Origin of the sequence: Paucibacter sp. XJ19-41 (genome assembly GCF_028462495.1) — a bacterium.
Taxonomy (GTDB): domain Bacteria; phylum Pseudomonadota; class Gammaproteobacteria; order Burkholderiales; family Burkholderiaceae_C; genus Roseateles_E.
The window spans coordinates 1-18,833 of the sequence record NZ_JAQOWX010000040.1; the positions used below are offsets into that span (position 1 = coordinate 1).

The window sequence follows — 18,833 nt, forward strand, 5'->3', positions numbered from 1 at the left end:
CGGCGCCAAGGCGCTGCCGCTGGACCAGGGACGCCGGCTGCACCGCTTCCGCCACCGCGCCGCGGTGGCGCTGGCGGCCCTGCCGGCCGAGCAGCGCAGCCTGCTCGACGCCTACACGGCCGGTGTCAACGAGGGCCTTGCCGCCCTGGGGGCGCGGCCCTTCGAGTACCTGATCCTGCGCCAGCAGCCCCGGCCCTGGCAGAGCACCGATTCGCTGCTGGTGATCTACAGCATGTATCTGGATCTGCAGTCCTCGCAGGGCCGCGACGATCTGGCGATGGGCGTGCTGAAGCACAGTGTGCCCCCCGACTGGTATGCCTTCCTGACCCAGCACAGCAGCGACTGGCAGGCCGCGATCGACGGCAGCCGTGTGCAGCCGGTGGCCGTGCCGGCCACGCCGCTGCCCGAGGCGCTGCGCGCCGCCAAACTGGCTTGCCGGGGCGACTGCGGGCTGCAGGACAGCCGCGACATCGGCAGCAACAACTTCGCCGTCAGCGGCGCGCTGAGCCCGCATGGCGCGGCCATTCTGGCCGACGATATGCACCTGGGCCTGCGCGTGCCGGCGATCTGGTTCAAGGCCCAGCTGCGCTGGACCGAGGCTGGCAGGGCGCATCAGGTCAGCGGCGTCAGCCTGCCGGGCACACCGGCCATCGTGGCCGGCAGCAACGGCGCCGTCGCCTGGGGTTTCACCAATGCCACGGCCGACTGGGCCGATGTCGTGCTGCTCAAGCTCAACGCCGCCGGCACCCATTACCAAAGCCCGCAGGGCGAGCTGCCGCTGAGCCGCCATCTCGAGCGCATCGAGGTGGCGGGTGGTGCGACGGTCGAGCAGGAGGTGCAGGAAACGATCTGGGGCCCGCGCCTGGCGGCGCCCTTCGAGGGCCATGTCTTGCGCTGGGTGGCTCATGATGTCGAGGGCCTCAATCTGCGCCTGATGGGGCTGGAGCGCGCCGCCTCGGTTGACGAAGCCATGCAGCTGGCACAGGGCGCCGGCCTGCCGGCGCAGAACCTGTTGGTGGCCGATGCCGCCGGCCGCATCGGCTGGACCCTGATTGGCGCGCTGCCCAAACGCGAGCTGGACGATCTGAATGTGCCGCAGGACTGGAGCGATGGCCGCCAGGGCTGGCGTGGCTACCTCGGCGCTGGCGACGCCGCCTGGCCCCGGCTGGTCGATCCTTCCGAAGGCCGGCTCTGGACCGCCAATGCCCGCACGGTCGGCGGTGCGGCCCTGGCCCTGATCGGCGAGGGCGGTTACGACCTCGGCGCGCGCGGCCAGCAGATCCGCGACGGCCTGTTTGCCAAGCCCAAGCTGGGCGAGGCCGATTTGCATGCGATCCAGCTCGACCACCGCGCGCTGTTCCTGCAGCGCTGGCGCCGGCTGCTGCTCGATGAGGTGCTGACGCCGGCGTTCGTGCAGCAGCATGGCCTGGCCGACTACCGCGCCGCCATCGAGCGAAGCGCCGCAGCGGCCAGTCCGGATGCGGTCGGCTACCGGCTGTTGCGCGGCTGGCGCGAGCAGGTGCTGGAACAGCTGTTCGCGCCGCTGGCGGCCCTGCTGGAGTCGCGCCAGCTGCGCCTGCGCGATCTGAAGCTGGCGCCCGAGACGCCCGGCTGGGCCCTGCTGCAGGCGCGCCGTGCCGACACGCTGCCGCAGGCGCAGGCCTCGTGGCAGGCCCTGCTGGAGCAGGCGGTGCTGGACAGCCGCAAGAAAATCCTCGAAGCCACGCCCAGCCGTCAGCTGGCCGACGCCAACTGGGGCGAGCAGAACCGCGCCGCGATCAGGCATCCGCTGAGCCAGGCCCTGCCGCTGCTGGGCCCCTGGCTGGACATGCCGGACACGCCGTTGGCCGGCGATCGCCATATGCCGCGGGTGCAGCAGAGCGTGCATGGCCAGTCCCAGCGCATGGTGGTGGCGCCGGGCCAGGAGGCCCGGGGCATTCTGAGCGTGCCGGCCGGCCAGTCCGGCCACCCGCTGTCGCCGTTCTACCGCGCCGATCACCAGGCCTGGCTGCAGGGTCAGGCCTTGCCTTTCCTGCCCGGCCAGACGCGCTACACGCTGACGCTGCGCCCCTGATCGCCGGGCGGAGGCGTCATTGCTTCTTGACGAGCACCTTCTTGATCCAGCCCTCGCCCTTGCCCGACTGCACCTTCAGGAAGCCATCGCGCTCTTCGCCGAGGTAGAGCACCTCGTCGCTGCGTGCCAGGGTCTGCAACTCGGGCGCACCCTCGCGCGGCTGGCGCAACACCTTGGCCCCGCCGATCTTGGGCACCATCACATCACCCTCGGCCGCCGCGCCGGCCTGCACGCTGGTGGCGGCATTGCGCTGCGAGGCCTCGCCGGCGCGGGCCTGTATCAAGGACGGGTTGTTGCGGATCGAGCGGACGATGTTGTTCCAGTTGTCGATGAAGGAGGCGACGATGACCTTGCCCTCATTGGTGTTGGAATAGCCGCCCAGCGCCGCGCCGCCACCGCCGCCGAACAGCGCGCCGCCCAGCGAGAAATCGGCCTTCTCGGCGCTGCCCTCGGCCGCCGCGACCTGGATGCCGGAGCGCGAGTCGGCCAGCAGCAGGCTGGTCTGGGCCTGCTTGAACTTGAGCCCGCCGACGATGCCGCCGATCAGTCGCCCGGCATTGCCGCCGAAGGCGCCCAGCAGGCCGCCACCGATGCCGCCGGCATTGTTCTCGCTGAACACCACATTGGGCGTGACCAGGAAATCGGCCGTCACCATCTGGCCCTTGCCGATGTTCTGGTCGGCCTGCAACTGGCCGGACTGGGCCAATGCACGCTCCTGCATCATGTTCTGCATCGCCATGCCGCGCTCGACCACCTGGAAGCAGTTGGACTGCTGGATCAGCATGCGGATCACGCTGGTGGGCGAGCCCAGCTGATAGCGCTGCAGCGCTACCGACAGCGCCGACTGCGGCTCGACCACCGCAATCGTGCCCTTGGGGGCCTCGCATTTCTCCAGCTCGGCCGAGGCGCCCTGGGCGCCATCGGGGCCGACGCCGCCGGTGGCCTTGGAGCCGCCCTTGCCGAGTTCCTGCGCCAGGCCCTGCAGCGGGACCGCCAGTGCCAGACCGCAGGCCAAGGCCAGCCACGAGTGTTTATGCTTTGTCATCGAGAGCCCCCGTTGTAGTTGCAGCTGCTGATTCTAGGCATGGCGAGGCCCGCCGGCGCGGTTCTAGCTTGGGGGGCGATCCGCCGCTTAGCCGCCGCTTAACCGCCGCTTAGCGCCGCCCCGAGACCGCGATGCCTGCCGCGATCAGCGCGAAGGCCACGCCGTGGTACCACTGCGGCCATTCGCCCAGCAGCGCAGTGGACATCAGCGCGGCGAACACCGGCGTCAGATTGCCGAAGAAGGCCGCCATCGCCGGCCCGGCCTCGGCCACGCCCTGGCCCCAGCAGCGGTAGGCGATCAGCGAGGGGCCGATGGCCACATAGACGAGGGCCATCGCAAGACCTGGCCCCCAGACCAGGGGCTGCTCGGTGTAGCTCTGCTCGACGCCGGCCATCAGCCCGGCGAAGCCGAGACCGAAGATCAGCTGCGACATCATGATCTCGGCCCAGTTCCAGGAGGGCTTCTGCTCGCCCCGCATATGGGCCGGCGGCCGCGCCAGCATCCAGCTGTAGATCGCCCAGGAGAACACCGCCAGCAGCATCAGCAGATCGCCGGCCACGAACTGCACCCGGGCCAGATTGGCGAGCTGCCCGCGCGCGATCACAAAGGCCACGCCGACCAGCGACAGCAGCGCACCGCCTATCTGCCAGCGGCTGGGCCGCACCTTAAAGACCAGCGCGCCGATGGCCAGCATCCAGACCGGCATGCTGGCGGCGATAAGCGTGACGTTGAGCGCACTGGAACTGCGCAGCGCCTGGTACTGCAACGCGTTGTAGCAGCCCATGCCCAGCAGTCCGCTGAGCGCCAGATAGCGCCAGCGGCTCAGCCATTGCTGCGGCCGCACCAACAGCCGCCAGGCCAGTGGCAGCAGCAGCACAAAGACCAGGCTCCAGCGCATCGCGTTGAGCAGCAAGGGCGGCACGCTACCGGCCATCAGACGGCCGACCACCGCATTGCCGGCCCACAGCAGCGGTGGCAGGGTCAGCATCAGGGCAAGGCGCGGGGTCAGCATCGGCGGCGTCGGCAGGATCTGGCAAAGGCTGGCACGATAGCGGAATTCATCCATTGACGTTGAGGAGAGAGCCTATGAGCCGTCGCGAAAAAGCCGTCCAGATCCTGCAGCCGGGCGCACCGGAGGCGATGCAGCTGGTCGATATCGAGGTCGGCGAGCCCGGGCCTGGCGAGATCCGCATCCGCCATCAGGCCTGCGGCCTGAACTACATCGACGTCTACCACCGCAATGGCGCTTACCCGCTGCCGCTGCCGGCCCGCCTGGGCATGGAGGGCGCCGGTGTCATCGAAGCGGTGGGCGAGGGCGTCACGCATCTGAGCGTTGGCGACCGCGCCGCCTATGCCAGCCAGCCGCCCGGCGCCTACTGCACGGCGCGCGTGATGCCGGCCCGCTGCGTGGTGCGATTGCCGGACGCGATCTCGTTCGAGACCGGCGCCGCGATGATGCTCAAGGGCCTGACCGCGCAATACCTGCTGCGCCGTACCCTGCCGCAGGGCGGTCTGCAGGCCGGTGATTTCGTGCTCTTCCATGCCGCCGCCGGCGGTGTCGGCCTGATCGCCTGCCAGTGGGCCAAGGCCTTGGGCCTGCAGCTGATCGCGACGGCCGGCTCGGATGAGAAATGCGCGCTGGCGCTGGCCTCGGGCGCGAGCCATGCGATCAACTACCGGCGCGAGGACTTCGCCGCGCGGGTGCGCGAGATCACCGGCGGCAAGGGCGTCAAGGTGGTTTACGACTCGGTGGGCCTGGACACTTTCGAGGGCTCGCTGAACAGCCTGGCGACCTTCGGCCTGCTGGTCAGCTTTGGCAATGCCTCGGGCTTTGCGCCGCCGGTGCAACTGGGCCAACTGGCCGCCAAGGGCTCGCTCTATGTGACCCGGCCGACGCTGTTCACGCACATGGCGACGCGCGAGGCAACGCAGGCGATGGCCGACGATTTGTTCTCGGTTGTCGGCAGCGGTCAGGTGACGATCCGTGTCGAGCAGCGCTATGCGCTGGCTGATGTGGTGCAAGCGCACCGCGAGCTCGAGGCCCGCACGACCATCGGTTCAGGCGTGCTGCTGGTCTGAGGTCGAGGGCAGAGGCGACGGTGAATTGGCCGCCGACTCGGGCGCCGGCAGGCGGGCCATGGCCAGTTCGAAGCTGAAGCAGGAGCCGGTGCCGGGCTGGCTCTCCACCGCGACCTGGCCGCCCATCAGGCCCACCAGGCGCTGCACGATGGTCAGGCCCAGGCCGGTGCCACCGTAGCGCCGGGTGATGCTGCCGTCGGCCTGGGTGAAGGGGTCGAAGACCTGGGCGATCTGCTCGCGCGTCATGCCGATGCCGGTGTCGTGCACCGAAAAGCGCAGCCGCAGCGGCGCCGGTGCGCTGTCCTCGTCGAGACGCTGCACTTCGAGGCGCACCTCGCCCTTCTCGGTGAACTTCAGCGCATTGCCGACCAGATTGACCAGCACCTGGCGCAGCCGCAGCGCGTCGCCCAGCACCCGCTGCGGCACGCCCGGCTGCACCTTGGCATGCAGCGAGATGCTCTTCTCGTGCGCATGCAGCAGCAGCGGGTGCAGAGCCTCGCGCAGGCAGTCGTGCAAGGAGAAGGGCTGGCTGTCGATGACGACGCGGCCGGCTTCGATCTTGGCGACGTCCAGCAGGTCGTTGATGATGACCATCAGCCCCTTGGCCGAGGTATGGGCCAGCTCGATGAATTTGCGCTGACGCTCGTTGAGCTCGGTCTGCAGCACCAGCTCGGTCAGGCCCAGCACGCCGTTCATCGGCGTGCGGATCTCATGGCTCATATTGGCCAGGAAACTGCTCTTGGCCTGGCTGGCCGCCTCGGCCACCTCGCGGGCGGCCTCCAGCGCGGCCTGCGAGGCCTTCAGATCGGCGATGTCGCGGGCATTGAATTGCATCACCAGCTCGCCGGTGACCGGGTCGCGCATCGGCCGGGCGTCGACGCCGTGCCAGCGCCGGCCGCTGCTGGTCAGCAGTTCCAGATCGGCGCTGAAGGTCTGGCCGCGCTGCACCTGGGCGAAGATGCGCCGCGCCAGCTCGGGCTCGGGAAACATCGCCATGAAGGCCTTGCTGCCGCGCTCCTCGGCCAGGCCGCCGAAGCAGCTGGCGGCGGCCGGGTTGCGCATCAGCATGCTGCCGTCCTTCAGACTGAACATCGCGATGCGCACCGAGGTGTGTTGCAAGGCCTCGACGCCGCGCAACATGCTTTTGTCGACCCCGGTGGGCAGGGCGTCGGCGGCGAACAGCATGACCTGGCGCCGATCCGGTGTGCGAATACCGCGCGACACCAGCAGCACCGTGGTGGCCTGGCCCTTGGGGTATAGCGTCCACTGCTCGCGCACGATCTTGTCCTGGGCGTGGTCGGCGGCGGTGACCGCCAGCCGCTCGCGCACCATGGGCGTGGTGTCGGAGAAGTCGCGCGACAAGAATTCCTCGGCACTCTCGGCCTTCCAGAAGCTCAGCGCCGCTGCATTGGCCCAGAGATTGCGCTGGCGCTCGGGATCGAAGACCCACATGGGCACATCGAGCCAGTCGTAATGCGTCAAGCTGGAGAAATCAAGCATGGGCGGCAGGGGCCGGAGGAGGAGGGCAACGCCCTCCATTGTGGCGTGAGCCGGATGCTGCGGAGATGAAGAATTTGTGCCGGCTTGTTCAGTCCGTCACGGCGGCGCGGTAGGCGTGCCAGCTGGCGTGGCCCAGCACCGGCCCGACCACCAGCAGCCCGGCAAACCAGGGCAGCAGGGCCAGCAGCACCAGCACGGTGATCAGGCCGCCCCACAGCAGCATCACGCCGGTCTGGTTCAGCACCAGGCGCAGGCTGGTCAAGCCGGCGGTGACGGCATCGACCGGCCGGTCCAGCAGCATCGGGATCGAGACCACGCTGACCGCGTAGATCAGGCCGGCGAAGACCGCACCGACGCCCAGATAGGTGACGACGAAGCCGAGGTTCTCGGGGTCGAGGAACTTGGCCAGCGAGCCGGCCAGATCAGGCATGCCGTCGAAGCTGACCGCGAAGATCACCAGCGCGGCGCGGCCCCACAGCATCTCCAGGATTAGCAGCACGCCGCCGAAGATCGCAAGCTGCGACAGCCGCGCCTCCCAGGCCAGGATGGAGTCGGCAAAGTCGGGCTGCTCGCCGCGCTCCAGCCGCATGCTGACCTGGTAGAGGCCCAGGCACATAAAGGGCCCCATCAGCAAAAAGCCGGCCGACAGCGCCAGGGTGTAGGCCGGCGCATGCTCGTAGACCTTCAGCAGGGCCCAGCCCATGGCCATGAAGCAAAAGCCGTAGAACAGGCCGATGCCGGGGGCGCGGATGAAGTCGCGCCAGCCGGCCGCCAGCCAGCGCAGCGGGTCGCTAAAGCGCAGGGTGCGCAGCTGGATGTCAAAGGCCGAGGTCTCGGCCGGCTCGTCGCTGGTGCTCATGGCGCGAGCCTAGGCCAGACGCGAGCAGATGTGTAGCGGGGCTAGCCCTTGCGCACGCGGCGGATCTCGTCCCAGATCAGCAGCACGGCACCGACCGTGATCGCGCTGTCGGCCACGTTGAAGGACGGGAAGTACCAGCCACCCCAGTGCAGCTGGATGAAGTCCACCACATAGCCGTGCAGCAGGCGATCGACCACATTGCCGATCGCGCCGCCGAGGATCAGCGACAGCGCCCAGGCAAACAGGGTCTGGTGGCCGTGGCGGCGCAGCATCACGGTGATGAAGACGGTGGCCACCGCGCCCAGCCCGACAAAGAACCAGCGCTGCCAGCCCGAGGCGCCGGCCAGGAAGCTGAAGGCCGCGCCGGTGTTGTGGACCCGCACGACGTTGAAGAAGTCGGTCACATGGCGACTGTCGCCGAGCTGGAAGTGGCCCAGGATCAGGGTCTTGCTGAACTGGTCCAGCACGATGATCAGCAGGGCGATGCCCAGCCATTGGATGAGGCGGGGCGAGGAAGAGGACTTGGTCATGAGAGTGGGGCGGGGCGGGAACGCAGGCTGCTACTGTAGCCGCTGGCTTGATTGCGCCGGCAAACAGGAGTAGAAGAAAGCTCTGGCCGTGCCATGCGACGCGCCCTGCTGCCGCAGACATCGACCTCGTGCACTCAAACGCCCTAGGAGAGTCCTTATGCGCAAACGCATTTACTGGTTGCTGCCGGATCAAGGCAGCGCGGTCAAAACCATGAACGAGCTCTTGCTGGCCCGCATCAGCGAGCCGCATATCCATTTTGTCGCCCGTGAAGGCGCCGATATGAGCGGCCTGCATGCGGCCAATGTGCTGCAGACCTCGGACCTGGTCGAGGCGGCCCAGACCGGCCTGCTGCTGGGCGCCGGGCTCGGCGCGGCGCTGGGCGTCGTCGGTGCCTATGTGCTGGCTGGTACCGCACCGCCGGCCCTGATCGTGATCGCGCTGGCCGGCATCGGCGCGGTGCTGGGCACCTGGTCGTCCAGCATGATAGGCAGCTCGACCCCCAGCCGGCGGCTGACCCGGTTTGATAAGGCCATCGAGGCCGGCCAGTATCTGCTGATGGTCGATGTGCCGCGCTCGCGCGTCACCGAGATCGAGCAGCTGCTGGAGCGCACCCATCCCGAGGCGCATTTCGAGGGCCTGGAGCCCAACGTGCCCGCCTTCCCCTGACGAAGAAGGGGCGCTGTGGCGCCCCTTCTGCTTGCTTAGGCAATGCTGCGCGGCTCGCCAGTGCCGTAGAGATTGCTGTCGCAGCGGCCGCAGATCGTCGGATGGGCCGGGTTGGCGCCGACATCGGCGCGGTAATGCCAGCAGCGCTCGCACTTGGCCTGGCTCGACGGCGTCACCGTGACGCTGAGTTCATCGGCCGGCACCAGGCTGGCGGCCGAGGTGATCAACACGAACTTCAGATCCTCGCCCAGGCTTTGCAGCAGGGTCAGGTCTTGCGGCTTGACACCCAGGCTGACCTCGGCCTGCAGCGAGGAACCGACACCGCCGGCGGCGCGCACTTCCTCAATGGCCTTGTTGACCGCATCGCGGATTGCATGGATGCGGTCCCATTTGGCGATCAGGTGGCTGTCGCTGCCCTCGAACTGCCAGTAGGTCTCGGTGAAGATCGAACCGTCGGCATGGCCGCCGTCGAAGATGGCCCAGGCTTCCTCGGCCGTGAAGCTCAGGAAGGGCGCCATCCAGCGCAGCATGGCCTGGGTGATCTGCCACAGCGCGGTCTGTGCCGAGCGGCGCGCCAGGCTGCCGGGGGCGGTGGTGTAGAGGCGGTCCTTCAGCACATCGAGGTAGAAGCCGCCCAGGTCTTCCGAGCAGTAGACCTGCAGCTTGGCCACCACCGGGTGGAATTCGTAGCGCTCGTAGTGCGCCAGGATCTCGGCCTGCAGCTCGGCCGCGCGCGCCAGCGCATAGCGGTCGACCTCCAGCAGCTGCGCCAGCGGCACCGCGTCCTTCTTGGCATCGAAGTCGCTGGTGTTGGCCAGCAGGAAGCGCAGGGTGTTGCGGATGCGGCGGTAGGCGTCGACGACGCGGGCGAGGATCTTGTCGTCGATGGCGAGGTCGCCGGAGTAGTCGGTGGCGGCGCACCACAAGCGGATGATCTCGGCCCCCATCTTGTCGCTGACCAACTGGGGCGCGACGGTGTTGCCGACCGACTTGCTCATCTTGCGGCCCTGGCCGTCGACGGTGAAGCCGTGGGTCAGCAGGCCGCGGTAGGGCGCGCGGTCGTTGAGGGCGCAGCTGATCAGCAGCGAGCTATGGAACCAGCCGCGATGCTGGTCATGCCCTTCCAGGTAGAGATCGGCCTCCGGGCCGCTCTCATGTGCCGCGCCGGCATGGCTGCCCTTGAGCACGTGCTGGAAGGTCGAGCCGGAGTCGAACCAGACGTCGAGGATGTCGCTGCCCTTGCTGTAGACCTCAGCCTCGGTGCCCAGCCATTCGGCAGGGTCAAGTTTTGCCCAGGCCTCGACGCCACCGGCTTCCACCAGCTGCGCGGCGCGCTCGATGAACTCCAGCGTCTGCGGATGCGGCAGGCCGCTGTCCTTGTGCAGGAAGATCGGCAGCGGCACGCCCCAGCTGCGCTGGCGCGAGATGCACCAGTCCGGCCGGCCGGCGATCATGTCGTGCAGACGGGCGCGGCCGTTCTCGGGATAGAAGCTGGTCGCGGCGATCGCTTCAAGCGCCGTCTGGCGCAGCGTCTTCGGCGCCTTGTCGACGGTGAAGACACCGTCGCCTTCGTCCATGCGCACAAACCACTGCGCGGCCGCGCGGTAGATCACCGGCGTCTTGTGGCGCCAGCAGTGCGGATAGCTGTGGGTGATCTTGCTGTGCGAGAGCAGGCGGCCGGCGTCTTCCAGCGCTTGGGCGATGAGCGGATTGGCCTTCCAGATGTGCTGGCCGCCGAACAGCGGCAGCTCGGCCTCGTAAGTGCCGTTGCCCTGCACCGGGTTCAGGATGTCCTTGAAGGCCAGGCCGTGGGCGACGCAGGAGTTGAAGTCATCGAGGCCGTAGGCGGGCGCCGAATGGACCACGCCGGTGCCGTCCTCGGCGGTGGCGTAGTCGGCCAGGTAGACCGGGCTCTCGCAGTCATAGCCGGCGTCGACATGGGCCAGCGGGTGTTTGAACTTCAGCAGGTCGAGCTTCTTGCCCAGCGTCGTGGCCAGCACTTGGCCCTCGAGCTTCCAGCGCGCCAGGCATTTCTCGACCAGGGCCTCGGCCACCATGAAGATGCCGCGCGGCGTGTCGACCAGGGCGTAGCTCAGCTCGGGGTTCAGATTCAGCGCCTGGTTGGCCGGGATGGTCCAGGGCGTGGTCGTCCAGATGACGGTGAAGGCGTCCTTGGCCAGCGAGGGCAGGCCAAAGGCGGCGGCCAGCTTGGCCGGCTCGGCGCTCAGAAAGGCCACGTCGACGGCCGGGCTCTGCTTGTCGGCGTACTCGATCTCGAACTCGGCCAGCGAGGAGCCGCAGTCGAAGCACCAGTAGACGGGCTTCAAGCCGCGGTAGACGAAGCCGCGCTCGAACAGGCGCTTCAGCACGCGGATCTCGCCGGCCTCGTTGGCGAAGCTCATCGTCTTGTAGGGGTTCTCCCAATCGCCCAGCACGCCCAGGCGCTTGAAGTCGGCGCGCTGCTGGTCGATCTGCTCGGTCGCGTAGGCGCGGCTCTTGGCCTGCACCTCGTCGCGCGGCAGGCCGCGGCCGAAGGTCTTCTCGATCTGGTTCTCGATCGGCAGGCCGTGGCAGTCCCAGCCGGGGATGTAGGCCGCATCGAAGCCCGCCAGCTGGCGCGCCTTGACGATCATGTCCTTGAGGATCTTGTTGGCGGCATGGCCGATGTGGATCTGGCCGTTGGCGTAGGGCGGGCCGTCGTGCAGCACGAACTTCGGGCGGCCCACACGAGCATCTCGCAGGCGCTTGTAGACACCGCAGTCTTCCCAGCTCTTGACCCAGCCCGGCTCGCGCTTGGGCAGGTCGCCGCGCATCGGGAAGGGGGTGTCGGGCAGGTTCAGCGTGGCGCGGTAATCCGGTTTGGTGGCGTCGGTCATGGCAGGCGGCAATCAGGGGCAGGCGTGAGCCTGCAAATCGGGGGTGTGCCCGGCGGGCACAGGCTGAGGAGGAGGCGCGCTCAGCGCTTCAAATTCGGTCGCGCGTGGTCTGGCGGCGCAGCGAGGCATGGGTTGCCACATGGCCGCTCAGATAGGCGCGCGCGTTGTCCACGTCCTGACGGATCGCGGCCGTCAAGGCGTCCAGCCCCTCGTAGCGGGCTTCGTCGCGCAGTTTGTGCAGGAGTTCCACGCGCACGAGTTTACCGTAGGCCCCGTCGGAGCCCAGCTCGGCCGGCCAGTCCAGGCAATGCACTTCCAGCAGCACCCGGCCGGCATGCTCGATGGTCGGCCGCACGCCCAGCGAGGCGACGCCGTCCAGCGGCCCTTGTGTCAGCCCGTGGGTGCGCACCGCATAAATGCCCTTGGCGGCCGGCTTGTCATGCGGGAAGCGCAGGTTCAGCGTGCGAAAACCATCGGCCGCACCGGCCGCCGACTCGCCCAGCATCCGGCCCAGCTTCTTGCCATGCACGATATGGCCCGAGATCGAGTAGGGCCGGCCTAGCAGGCTGGCGGCCGCCTCCATATCGCCCTGGCTCAGCGCCTCGCGCACCGCCGAGCTGGACACGCGCAGGCCATGGACCTCGTAGCTCATCATGCGGGCGACATCGAAGCCCAAGCGCTGGCCGGCCGCGTCCAGCGTCGCGTAGTCACCCTGGCGCTTGGCACCGAAGCGGAAATCGTCGCCCACCAGCACGTACTTGGCGCCCAGGCCCTGTTGCAGGACTTGCTGGATGAAGTCCTGCGCGCTCAGCGAGGCCAGCGACGCATCGAAACGCAGCACGACGACCTGGTCTATGCCGCAGCGCTCCAACTCGCTGAGCTTGTCGCGCAGCGGCGCGATACGGGCCGGCGCGAGCTCGGGCTTGCCCAGTTTGGCGGCGAAAAAATCGCGAGGATGCGGCTCGAAGGTCAGCACACAGGTCGGCAGCCCGCGATGCAGGGCTTCTGATTTCAGCAGTGCCAGCATGGCCTGATGGCCGCGATGCACGCCGTCGAAATTGCCGATGGTCAGCGCACAGGCGGGCGCGATGCCGGGATGGTGGAAGCCGCGAAAGACATGCATTCAGGGATTATCTACGCAGGCCTAGGCCAGAGCCGGCGCACGCAGATGGCGTTGCACCATGGCCGCCAAGTCATCCAGCTCGAAGGGTTTGACCAGGTAGTCGTCCATGCCGCATTCGAGGCAGCGGTCGCGATCGCTGTTCACCGCGCTGGCGGTCAGCGCGACGATGGGCAGGCGGGTCAGCCCCTGGCGCCGCTCGTGGGCGCGCCAGCTCTGCGTGGTCTCGAAGCCGTCGAGCTCGGGCATCTGGCAGTCCATCAGCACCAGGTCGTAGTCGGCGCTCTTGAGCCGCTCCAGCGCCTGCAGACCGTTCTCGGCCTGATCGACGACCAGGCCACAACGCTCCAGCATGCTGGAGGCGACCAGCAGATTGACGGCGCTGTCGTCGACCAGCAGCACCCGGCCGGCCAGCTGCGGCAGCTCGGTCGGGGCTGGCGGCTGGCTGCTCTCGGGCGCCGCGCAGACCTGCAGCGGCAGGGTGAACTCAAACACCGAACCCTGACCGGGCATCGAGGCACAGCGCAGATCGCCGCCCATCGCGCGGGCCAGCTCGCGCGAGATCGTCAGGCCCAGGCCGGTGCCCTCCTGGCGGCGCGGCGCGGCGCCATCGCCCCGCAGCACCTGCTCATAGGGCGCGAAGACCCGCTCCATCTGGTCCGGCGCGATGCCTTCGCCGGTGTCGCGCACCGCGAAGCGCAGGAGCGTGCCGGCGCGCATGTCCAGCACCGTGCTGACCTCGACCGCGACCCGGCCGCGCTCGGTGAACTTGATCGCGTTGCCGACCAGGTTGTGCAGCACCTGCTTGATGCGGTCGGCATCGCCCTGTACGCAGACCGGCAGGGCAGGGCTGAGGCTGAGCTCGAAGGCCAGGCCCTTCTCGCGCGCGCTGCCCGACAGCAGGCGGCAGACATCGTCAACCGCCTCGCGCAGCAGCACCGGGCCGGACTCGACCACCAGCTTGCCCGACTCAATGCGGGACAGGTCCAGGATGTCGTTGACCAGGGTCAGCAGATGGCGGCCCGAGCGGCGCACGATGTCGATCTGCTCGCGCTGCTGGGTGTCGAGCTCGGAGCGCTCCAGCAACTGGGTCATGCCCAGGATGCCGTTGAGCGGCGTGCGGATCTCGTGGCTCATCACCGCGACGAAGCGGCTCTTGCTACTGCTGTCGCGTTCGGCCGATTGCAGGGCCAACTGGCGCTCCTCGGCGATCCAGGCATTCTCGAAGCGCAGGCGCAGCAGCTCGGTGCTGCGGGCCTCGGCGCGGCGCGACTCGAGCTGGGTCAGGGCCAGGAACAGCCCCAGACCGGCGCTGACGAAGAGGCCGGCCGGCGTGCCCAGGCTCAGGTGGTAGGCCACCAGTGGCGCGAAGGCCAGCACGGAGAACAGCAGGTGGGCGCGCCAGACGCTGCCCAGCGAGAACAGCCCGACGGCGCCCAGCCCCACCATTGAGGCCAGGATGATGCCGTCCAGGTCTGGCACGGCCGGGCTGTGGAAAAGCCAGCCCATCGCCCCCCAGCTCAGCGCGTCCAGCGCCAGCAGCAGCAGATAGCGCAGCTGCCAGCGGCCACTATGGCCGCTGGCCGGCCGCGCACGGCGGAACTGCAGCACGTCCAGGCAGCGCAGGCCGCCGATGGCGAGCCGCACGGCCAGCCAGCCCAGCAGCAGCGGGCGAGGCAGATGCTGCCACAGGAAAATGACCGGGAAGCAACTGAACAGCAGGCCCGCCAGCGTCGGGGCCATGGTCATCTCGTACAGCGATGCGAGGCGCTCCGACGCCACCTGAGCGGTGATGTCGGCCCTAGCTTCGGTGTTCCCTCGGCCCCTCGTGGGCTCGGCTCTGATCGTCTGTGTCATACAACTAGGACGCGGCACCCTTGCTGGGCGCTCTACGACGGGTGGCGGCAAGCAAGGCGCTCGCCGCATCAATCCCTAGGTTCTACAGATCGCCGATGACAAACACCCTAGGAGGAACCCGCAAGCGTGGTGTGGCCGCCGCAAAGCCTAGGGAAACTCAGGGTGTGATCAGGCTCGGGCTGCTGACCCATGTCCACTGGCCGGGCTTCAGATCGGCAGGCAAGGTCAGCGCGCCGAACTGCGGGCGGTGCAACGCTTCTACGCGATTGCCGACCGCCGCGACCATGCGCTTGACCTGGTGGTACTTGCCCTCGATCAAGGTCAGGCGCAGGCCGTGGGTGCCAGCCGCCGTATCGAAAGCCTCGGCGCCTTCCGCGCGCGCCTGTTCGGCCTTGCGTGCGGGCTTGCCGGGCGCCGGATCCGGCTCATGCAACTCAACCCCCGCCAGCAGCCGAGCGACCTGCTCCTGTGTCACCTCGTGCTTGCACTGCGCTTCGTAGATCTTGGGCACATGGTGCTTGGGGCTGGTCAGCTTGTGGATCAGGCTGCCGTCATCGGTCAGCAGCAGCAGGCCGGTGGTGTCCTCGTCGAGCCGTCCGACCGGCTGCACATTGCGCTCGCGCAGCGGCCCGGGCAGCAGGGTCATCACGCTGGGATGGTGCTTGGGCTTCTGGGAACACTCGTAGCCGGCCGGCTTGTTCAGCAGGATCAGGGCCTTCTCGTAGAAGGGCCAGGTCTTGCCGCTGACGACGAATTCCAGGCCCTCGGTCTCGAATTCGGCATCGGCGTCCTCGATCAGCTCGCCGTTGATGCTGACCTCGCCGTTGTAGATCAGACCGGCGCACAGGCGGCGGGTGCCGAAGCCTTGGGAAAATAGAATTTGTGACAGACGCATGGGCCGATTATCCGGCCAGCTCGGCCACAGCCGGCAGGCCGGGCAGGCCGGTCGCGGCCCGCACCGCACGCAGGACCGCGCGGGCGGTGACCTCGGCCGCCAGCGGCCCGAGCAGGCGGAGGTCGCCGCGTTCGCCCGTCGTGCCTGTGGCCAGCGAGAAGATCACATCGCCATCGCTGACCGTGTGGACCGGGTTGATCGTGCGGGCCAGGCCGTCGTGTGCCATCTGGGCCAGCTTTTTGGCGGCTGCCTTGTCCAGGCTGGCATCGGTCGCGACGATGCCCAGGGTGGTGGCCGTGCCGCTGAGCGGCACGGCGGGCAACTCGCCGCGCAGCATCGCCTGCAGCATGCCCAGCGGCCGGCCGTCGTCGCCGCGCGCGCCGGCGATCAACTGGCCGTTGGCCGGGTCGATGATGTCACCGATCGCATTGACCACCACCAGAGCGCCGACGGTGATGCCACCGACCGTCACCGAGGCTGTGCCGATGCCGCCCTTCATCGCGTGCGCAATACCGCGCAGCTTGCCCAGCGTGGCACCGGTGCCGGCGCCGACCGAACCCTCGGTCGGCGCTCGCGAGCTGGCGGCCTCGCAGGCCGCATAGCCCGAGGCCGCATCGGGGGTGATCGCCGGATCGCCCAGCCAGAGATCAAACAGCACGGCGGCCGGCACGATGGGCACGCGCGCGGGTCCCACCGCGACACCGTGGCCACGCTCGGCCAGCCAGCGCATCACGCCGGCGGCGGCGTCCAGACCGAAGGCGCTGCCGCCGGCCAGCAGCAGGCCATGAACCCGGTTCACGGTGTTCTCGGGCGCCAGCAGATCGGTCTCGCGGGTGCCGGGCGCGGCGCCACGCACATCGACGCCGGCGGTGGCCCCTTGCGGGCATAGCACGACGGTGCAACCGGTCGGGCGGCGGTGGTCGGTATGGTGGCCGACCATCAGGCCGGCCACATCGCAGATCGAGGAATCGGGCATCAGGCCGCCAGCCCGCCTCAGGCGAAGACGCCCGCCGTGTCCTGCATGCGGGCGCTGACCTCGCCGAGGTGGTGCAGGCTGTCGCCGAACTGCATTTCCATGGTCGTCAGGCGCTTGAAGTAGTGGCTGCCGATGTACTCGTCGGTGACGCCGATGCCGCCATGCAGCTGGATGCATTGCTGGCCGACGAAGCGCAGGGACTGGCCCAGCTGCAGCTTGGCCTGCGACAGCGCCCGGCGCCGCGAGGCGGGCTCGTCGCCCAGCTTCAGCGTCGCGAAATAGCTCATCGAGCGCGCCAGCTCCAGCTGCATCTTCACATCGGCCATGCGATGTCGCAGGGCCTGGAAGCTGCTGATCACGACGCCGAACTGCTTGCGCGTGTTCAGGTACTCGGCCGTGATCGCGACCAGCTTCTCCATCGCGCCGACGCCTTCGGCGCACAGCGCGGCGATGCCGATATCGACGGCCTGCTCCAGCACGGCCAAGCCCTGCTGGGGGCCGACCAGCAGCGTGGCGGGTGTGTTGATGAGCGTCAGCTCGGCTGCGCGCGAGCCGTCCTGCAGACTGTAGGGGCGGGTCGAGACGCCGGCCGCGCTGCGTTCAACCAGGTAGAGGGCCAGGCCCCCCTGGCTCAGCGCCGGGACGATGAAGGCATCGGCCTGGTCACCGGCCGGCACCAGACTTTTGGCGCCCGACAGAAGCAGACCGTCGGCGCGGGTGCTTGGCTGATCGAAGCGGTAGCGGGCGCCACGCTCCTGATGAGCCATCACGATCAGGGCCTCGCCGCCGGCGATCTTGGGCAGCCAGGCCGCTTGTAGCTCGGCCGGTGCATGGGCGAGCACGGCCGGCGCGATCAGGGCAGCCTGGGCATAGGGCTCCATCACGATGCCGCGGCCCAGCTCTTCCATCACCACCATGGCCTCGACCGGACCGAAACCCATACCGCCCTGGGCCTCGGGCACGGCCAGCGCGGTCAGGCCCAGGCCGACCAGGCCCTCCCAGGCCTGCCTGGAAAAACCGCCAGCCTTGACGCTGGCGTGGCGGCGGGCGAAGTCATAGTCCTTGTCGACCCAGCGGCGCACGGCGTCGCGCAGCGATTCCTGGTCTTCATTGAAGTCGAAATCCATGATCTTCTGTCCTTTCTTTCAGCCGAGCACCGTCTGGGCGACGATATTGCGCTGCACTTCGTTGGAGCCGCCGTAGATGGTGGTCTTGCGATAGTTGAAGTAATGGCTGGCCAGCGGCGCGCAATGGGCGGCGCCGATATGGTCGCCCTGCCAGCCGGCCTCCATCGCTTCCTGGATGAAGGGCAGGGCGAAAGGCCCGGCCGCCAGCATCATCAGCTCGGTATAGCGTTGCTGGATCTCGCTGCCGCGGATCTTCAGCAGGCCGGCAACATCCAGGCTTTGCTTGCCACTCTTCTCGGCCGACAGCACCCGCAGCACCATCATCTCCAGCGCGACGATGTCGACCTCCAGCAGTGCGATCTGGTCGCGAAAGCGCTGGTCCTCGAACATGCCTTCGCTCTTGGCGATGCGTTTGAGACGCTCGAGTTCGCGCTTGGCGCGGTTCACATCGGCGATATTGGTGCGCTCATGGGCCAGCAGGTACTTGGCGTAGGTCCAGCCCTTGTTCTCCTCGCCGACCAGGTTCTCGGCGGGCACCTCGACATTGTCGAAAAACACCTCGTTCACCTCATGCTCGCCGTCCAGCATGATGATGGGCCGCACGGTGACCCCGGGCGACTTCATGTCGATCAGCAGGAAGCTGATGCCGGCCTGGGGTTTGACCGAGGTGTCGGTGCGCACCAGGCAGAAGATCCAGTCGCCGTATTGGCCCAGCGTGGTCCAGGTCTTCTGGCCGTTGACGAGGTACTTGTCACCCTGGCGCTCGGCCCTGCATTTGACCGAGGCCAGGTCCGACCCCGAACCCGTTTCGCTATAACCCTGGCTCCACCAGACCTCGCCGCTCATGATGCCGGGCAGATGGCGTTGCTGCTGCTCGGGCGAGCCGAAAGCCATGATGACCGGCGCCACCATCACCGGGCCGAAGGGGACGACTCGTGGCGCTCCGGCCAGCGCGCATTCTTCCTCGAACAGATGGCGCTGCACGGCATTCCAGCCCGGCCCGCCGAACTGCTTTGGCCAGGCCCAGCCATGCCAACCCTTCTTGCCAAGAATCTTGGCCCAGCGCTGCATATCGTCCTTGGACAGTCGCAAGGCGTTGTGCACCTTGTGGCTGATGTCCTTGGGCAGATTCTCGGCCACCCATTGCCGGATCTCGGCCCGGAAGGCCAGTTCCTCGGGGGTGAAGTTCAGGTCCATGCTGTCTCCTCAGAATGCTTGCGGCTTTTTA

The 18,833-nt window shown here is 68.2% G+C and carries 15 protein-coding genes; 3 read left to right on the forward strand and 12 right to left on the reverse strand.

Features of this window, described 5'->3' with window-relative positions; genetic code table 11:
• On the forward strand, positions 1-2,074 hold a 2,074-nt coding region (locus tag PO768_RS12360), incomplete at its 5' end, for a penicillin acylase family protein (RefSeq protein ID WP_272646304.1).
• Between the two features lie 16 nt (positions 2,075-2,090).
• On the opposite strand, the gene PO768_RS12365 is transcribed toward PO768_RS12360, so the two are convergent.
• On the reverse strand, positions 2,091-3,119 hold the full coding sequence (locus PO768_RS12365) for a CsgG/HfaB family protein (RefSeq protein ID WP_262970530.1): 1,029 nt from the start codon (positions 3,117-3,119) through the stop codon (positions 2,091-2,093).
• A gap of 109 nt (positions 3,120-3,228) precedes the next feature.
• Positions 3,229-4,185 carry a DMT family transporter gene (locus PO768_RS12370; RefSeq protein WP_272646305.1) on the reverse strand — a complete coding sequence of 319 codons (957 nt, stop codon included), beginning with the start codon at positions 4,183-4,185 and terminating at the stop codon, positions 3,229-3,231.
• A 20-nt stretch (positions 4,186-4,205) separates the two neighbouring features.
• Here PO768_RS12370 and PO768_RS12375 point away from each other — a divergent pair, with 20 nt between their 5' ends.
• Entirely contained in the window at positions 4,206-5,198 is a 993-nt protein-coding gene (locus PO768_RS12375; RefSeq protein ID WP_272646306.1) for a quinone oxidoreductase family protein, read from the forward strand.
• On the opposite strand, the gene PO768_RS12380 is transcribed toward PO768_RS12375, so the two are convergent.
• The 3 genes from PO768_RS12380 to lspA form a co-directional block, all read right to left on the reverse strand.
• Entirely contained in the window at positions 5,178-6,698 is a 1,521-nt protein-coding gene (locus tag PO768_RS12380) for a hybrid sensor histidine kinase/response regulator (RefSeq protein WP_272646307.1), read from the reverse strand. The two genes, PO768_RS12375 and PO768_RS12380, sit on opposite strands and share 21 nt — an antisense overlap.
• Positions 6,699-6,786: 88 nt before the next feature.
• Positions 6,787-7,557, reverse strand: a complete 771-nt coding sequence (locus PO768_RS12385) for a DUF2189 domain-containing protein (protein ID WP_272646308.1) — start codon at positions 7,555-7,557, stop codon at positions 6,787-6,789.
• A gap of 41 nt (positions 7,558-7,598) precedes the next feature.
• Entirely contained in the window at positions 7,599-8,087 is a 489-nt protein-coding gene (gene lspA / locus PO768_RS12390; protein WP_137942090.1) for a signal peptidase II, read from the reverse strand.
• Between the two features lie 157 nt (positions 8,088-8,244).
• Here lspA and PO768_RS12395 point away from each other — a divergent pair, with 157 nt between their 5' ends.
• On the forward strand, positions 8,245-8,754 hold the full coding sequence (locus PO768_RS12395; RefSeq protein ID WP_137942091.1) for a DUF1269 domain-containing protein: 510 nt from the start codon (positions 8,245-8,247) through the stop codon (positions 8,752-8,754).
• A 35-nt stretch (positions 8,755-8,789) separates the two neighbouring features.
• On the opposite strand, the gene ileS is transcribed toward PO768_RS12395, so the two are convergent.
• The 7 genes from ileS to PO768_RS12430 form a co-directional block, all read right to left on the reverse strand.
• Complete coding sequence (ileS, locus tag PO768_RS12400) at positions 8,790-11,630, reverse strand: isoleucine--tRNA ligase (protein WP_272646309.1); 2,841 nt, start codon at positions 11,628-11,630, stop codon at positions 8,790-8,792.
• Between the two features lie 88 nt (positions 11,631-11,718).
• On the reverse strand, positions 11,719-12,753 hold the full coding sequence (locus PO768_RS12405) for a bifunctional riboflavin kinase/FAD synthetase (protein ID WP_272646310.1): 1,035 nt from the start codon (positions 12,751-12,753) through the stop codon (positions 11,719-11,721).
• A 21-nt stretch (positions 12,754-12,774) separates the two neighbouring features.
• Positions 12,775-14,493 (reverse strand): ATP-binding protein, encoded by a 1,719-nt coding sequence (locus PO768_RS12410; RefSeq protein WP_272646311.1) that lies wholly within the window; start codon positions 14,491-14,493, stop codon positions 12,775-12,777.
• A 271-nt stretch (positions 14,494-14,764) separates the two neighbouring features.
• Positions 14,765-15,502 carry a pseudouridine synthase gene (locus tag PO768_RS12415; protein ID WP_272646312.1) on the reverse strand — a complete coding sequence of 246 codons (738 nt, stop codon included), beginning with the start codon at positions 15,500-15,502 and terminating at the stop codon, positions 14,765-14,767.
• A gap of 7 nt (positions 15,503-15,509) precedes the next feature.
• Positions 15,510-16,478 (reverse strand): P1 family peptidase, encoded by a 969-nt coding sequence (locus tag PO768_RS12420; protein WP_272646313.1) that lies wholly within the window; start codon positions 16,476-16,478, stop codon positions 15,510-15,512.
• Between the two features lie 17 nt (positions 16,479-16,495).
• Positions 16,496-17,605 (reverse strand): acyl-CoA dehydrogenase family protein, encoded by a 1,110-nt coding sequence (locus PO768_RS12425; protein WP_272646314.1) that lies wholly within the window; start codon positions 17,603-17,605, stop codon positions 16,496-16,498.
• 18 nt (positions 17,606-17,623) lie between these two features.
• Entirely contained in the window at positions 17,624-18,802 is a 1,179-nt protein-coding gene (locus PO768_RS12430; RefSeq protein ID WP_272646315.1) for an acyl-CoA dehydrogenase family protein, read from the reverse strand.
• Positions 18,803-18,833: the final 31 nt, after the last annotated feature.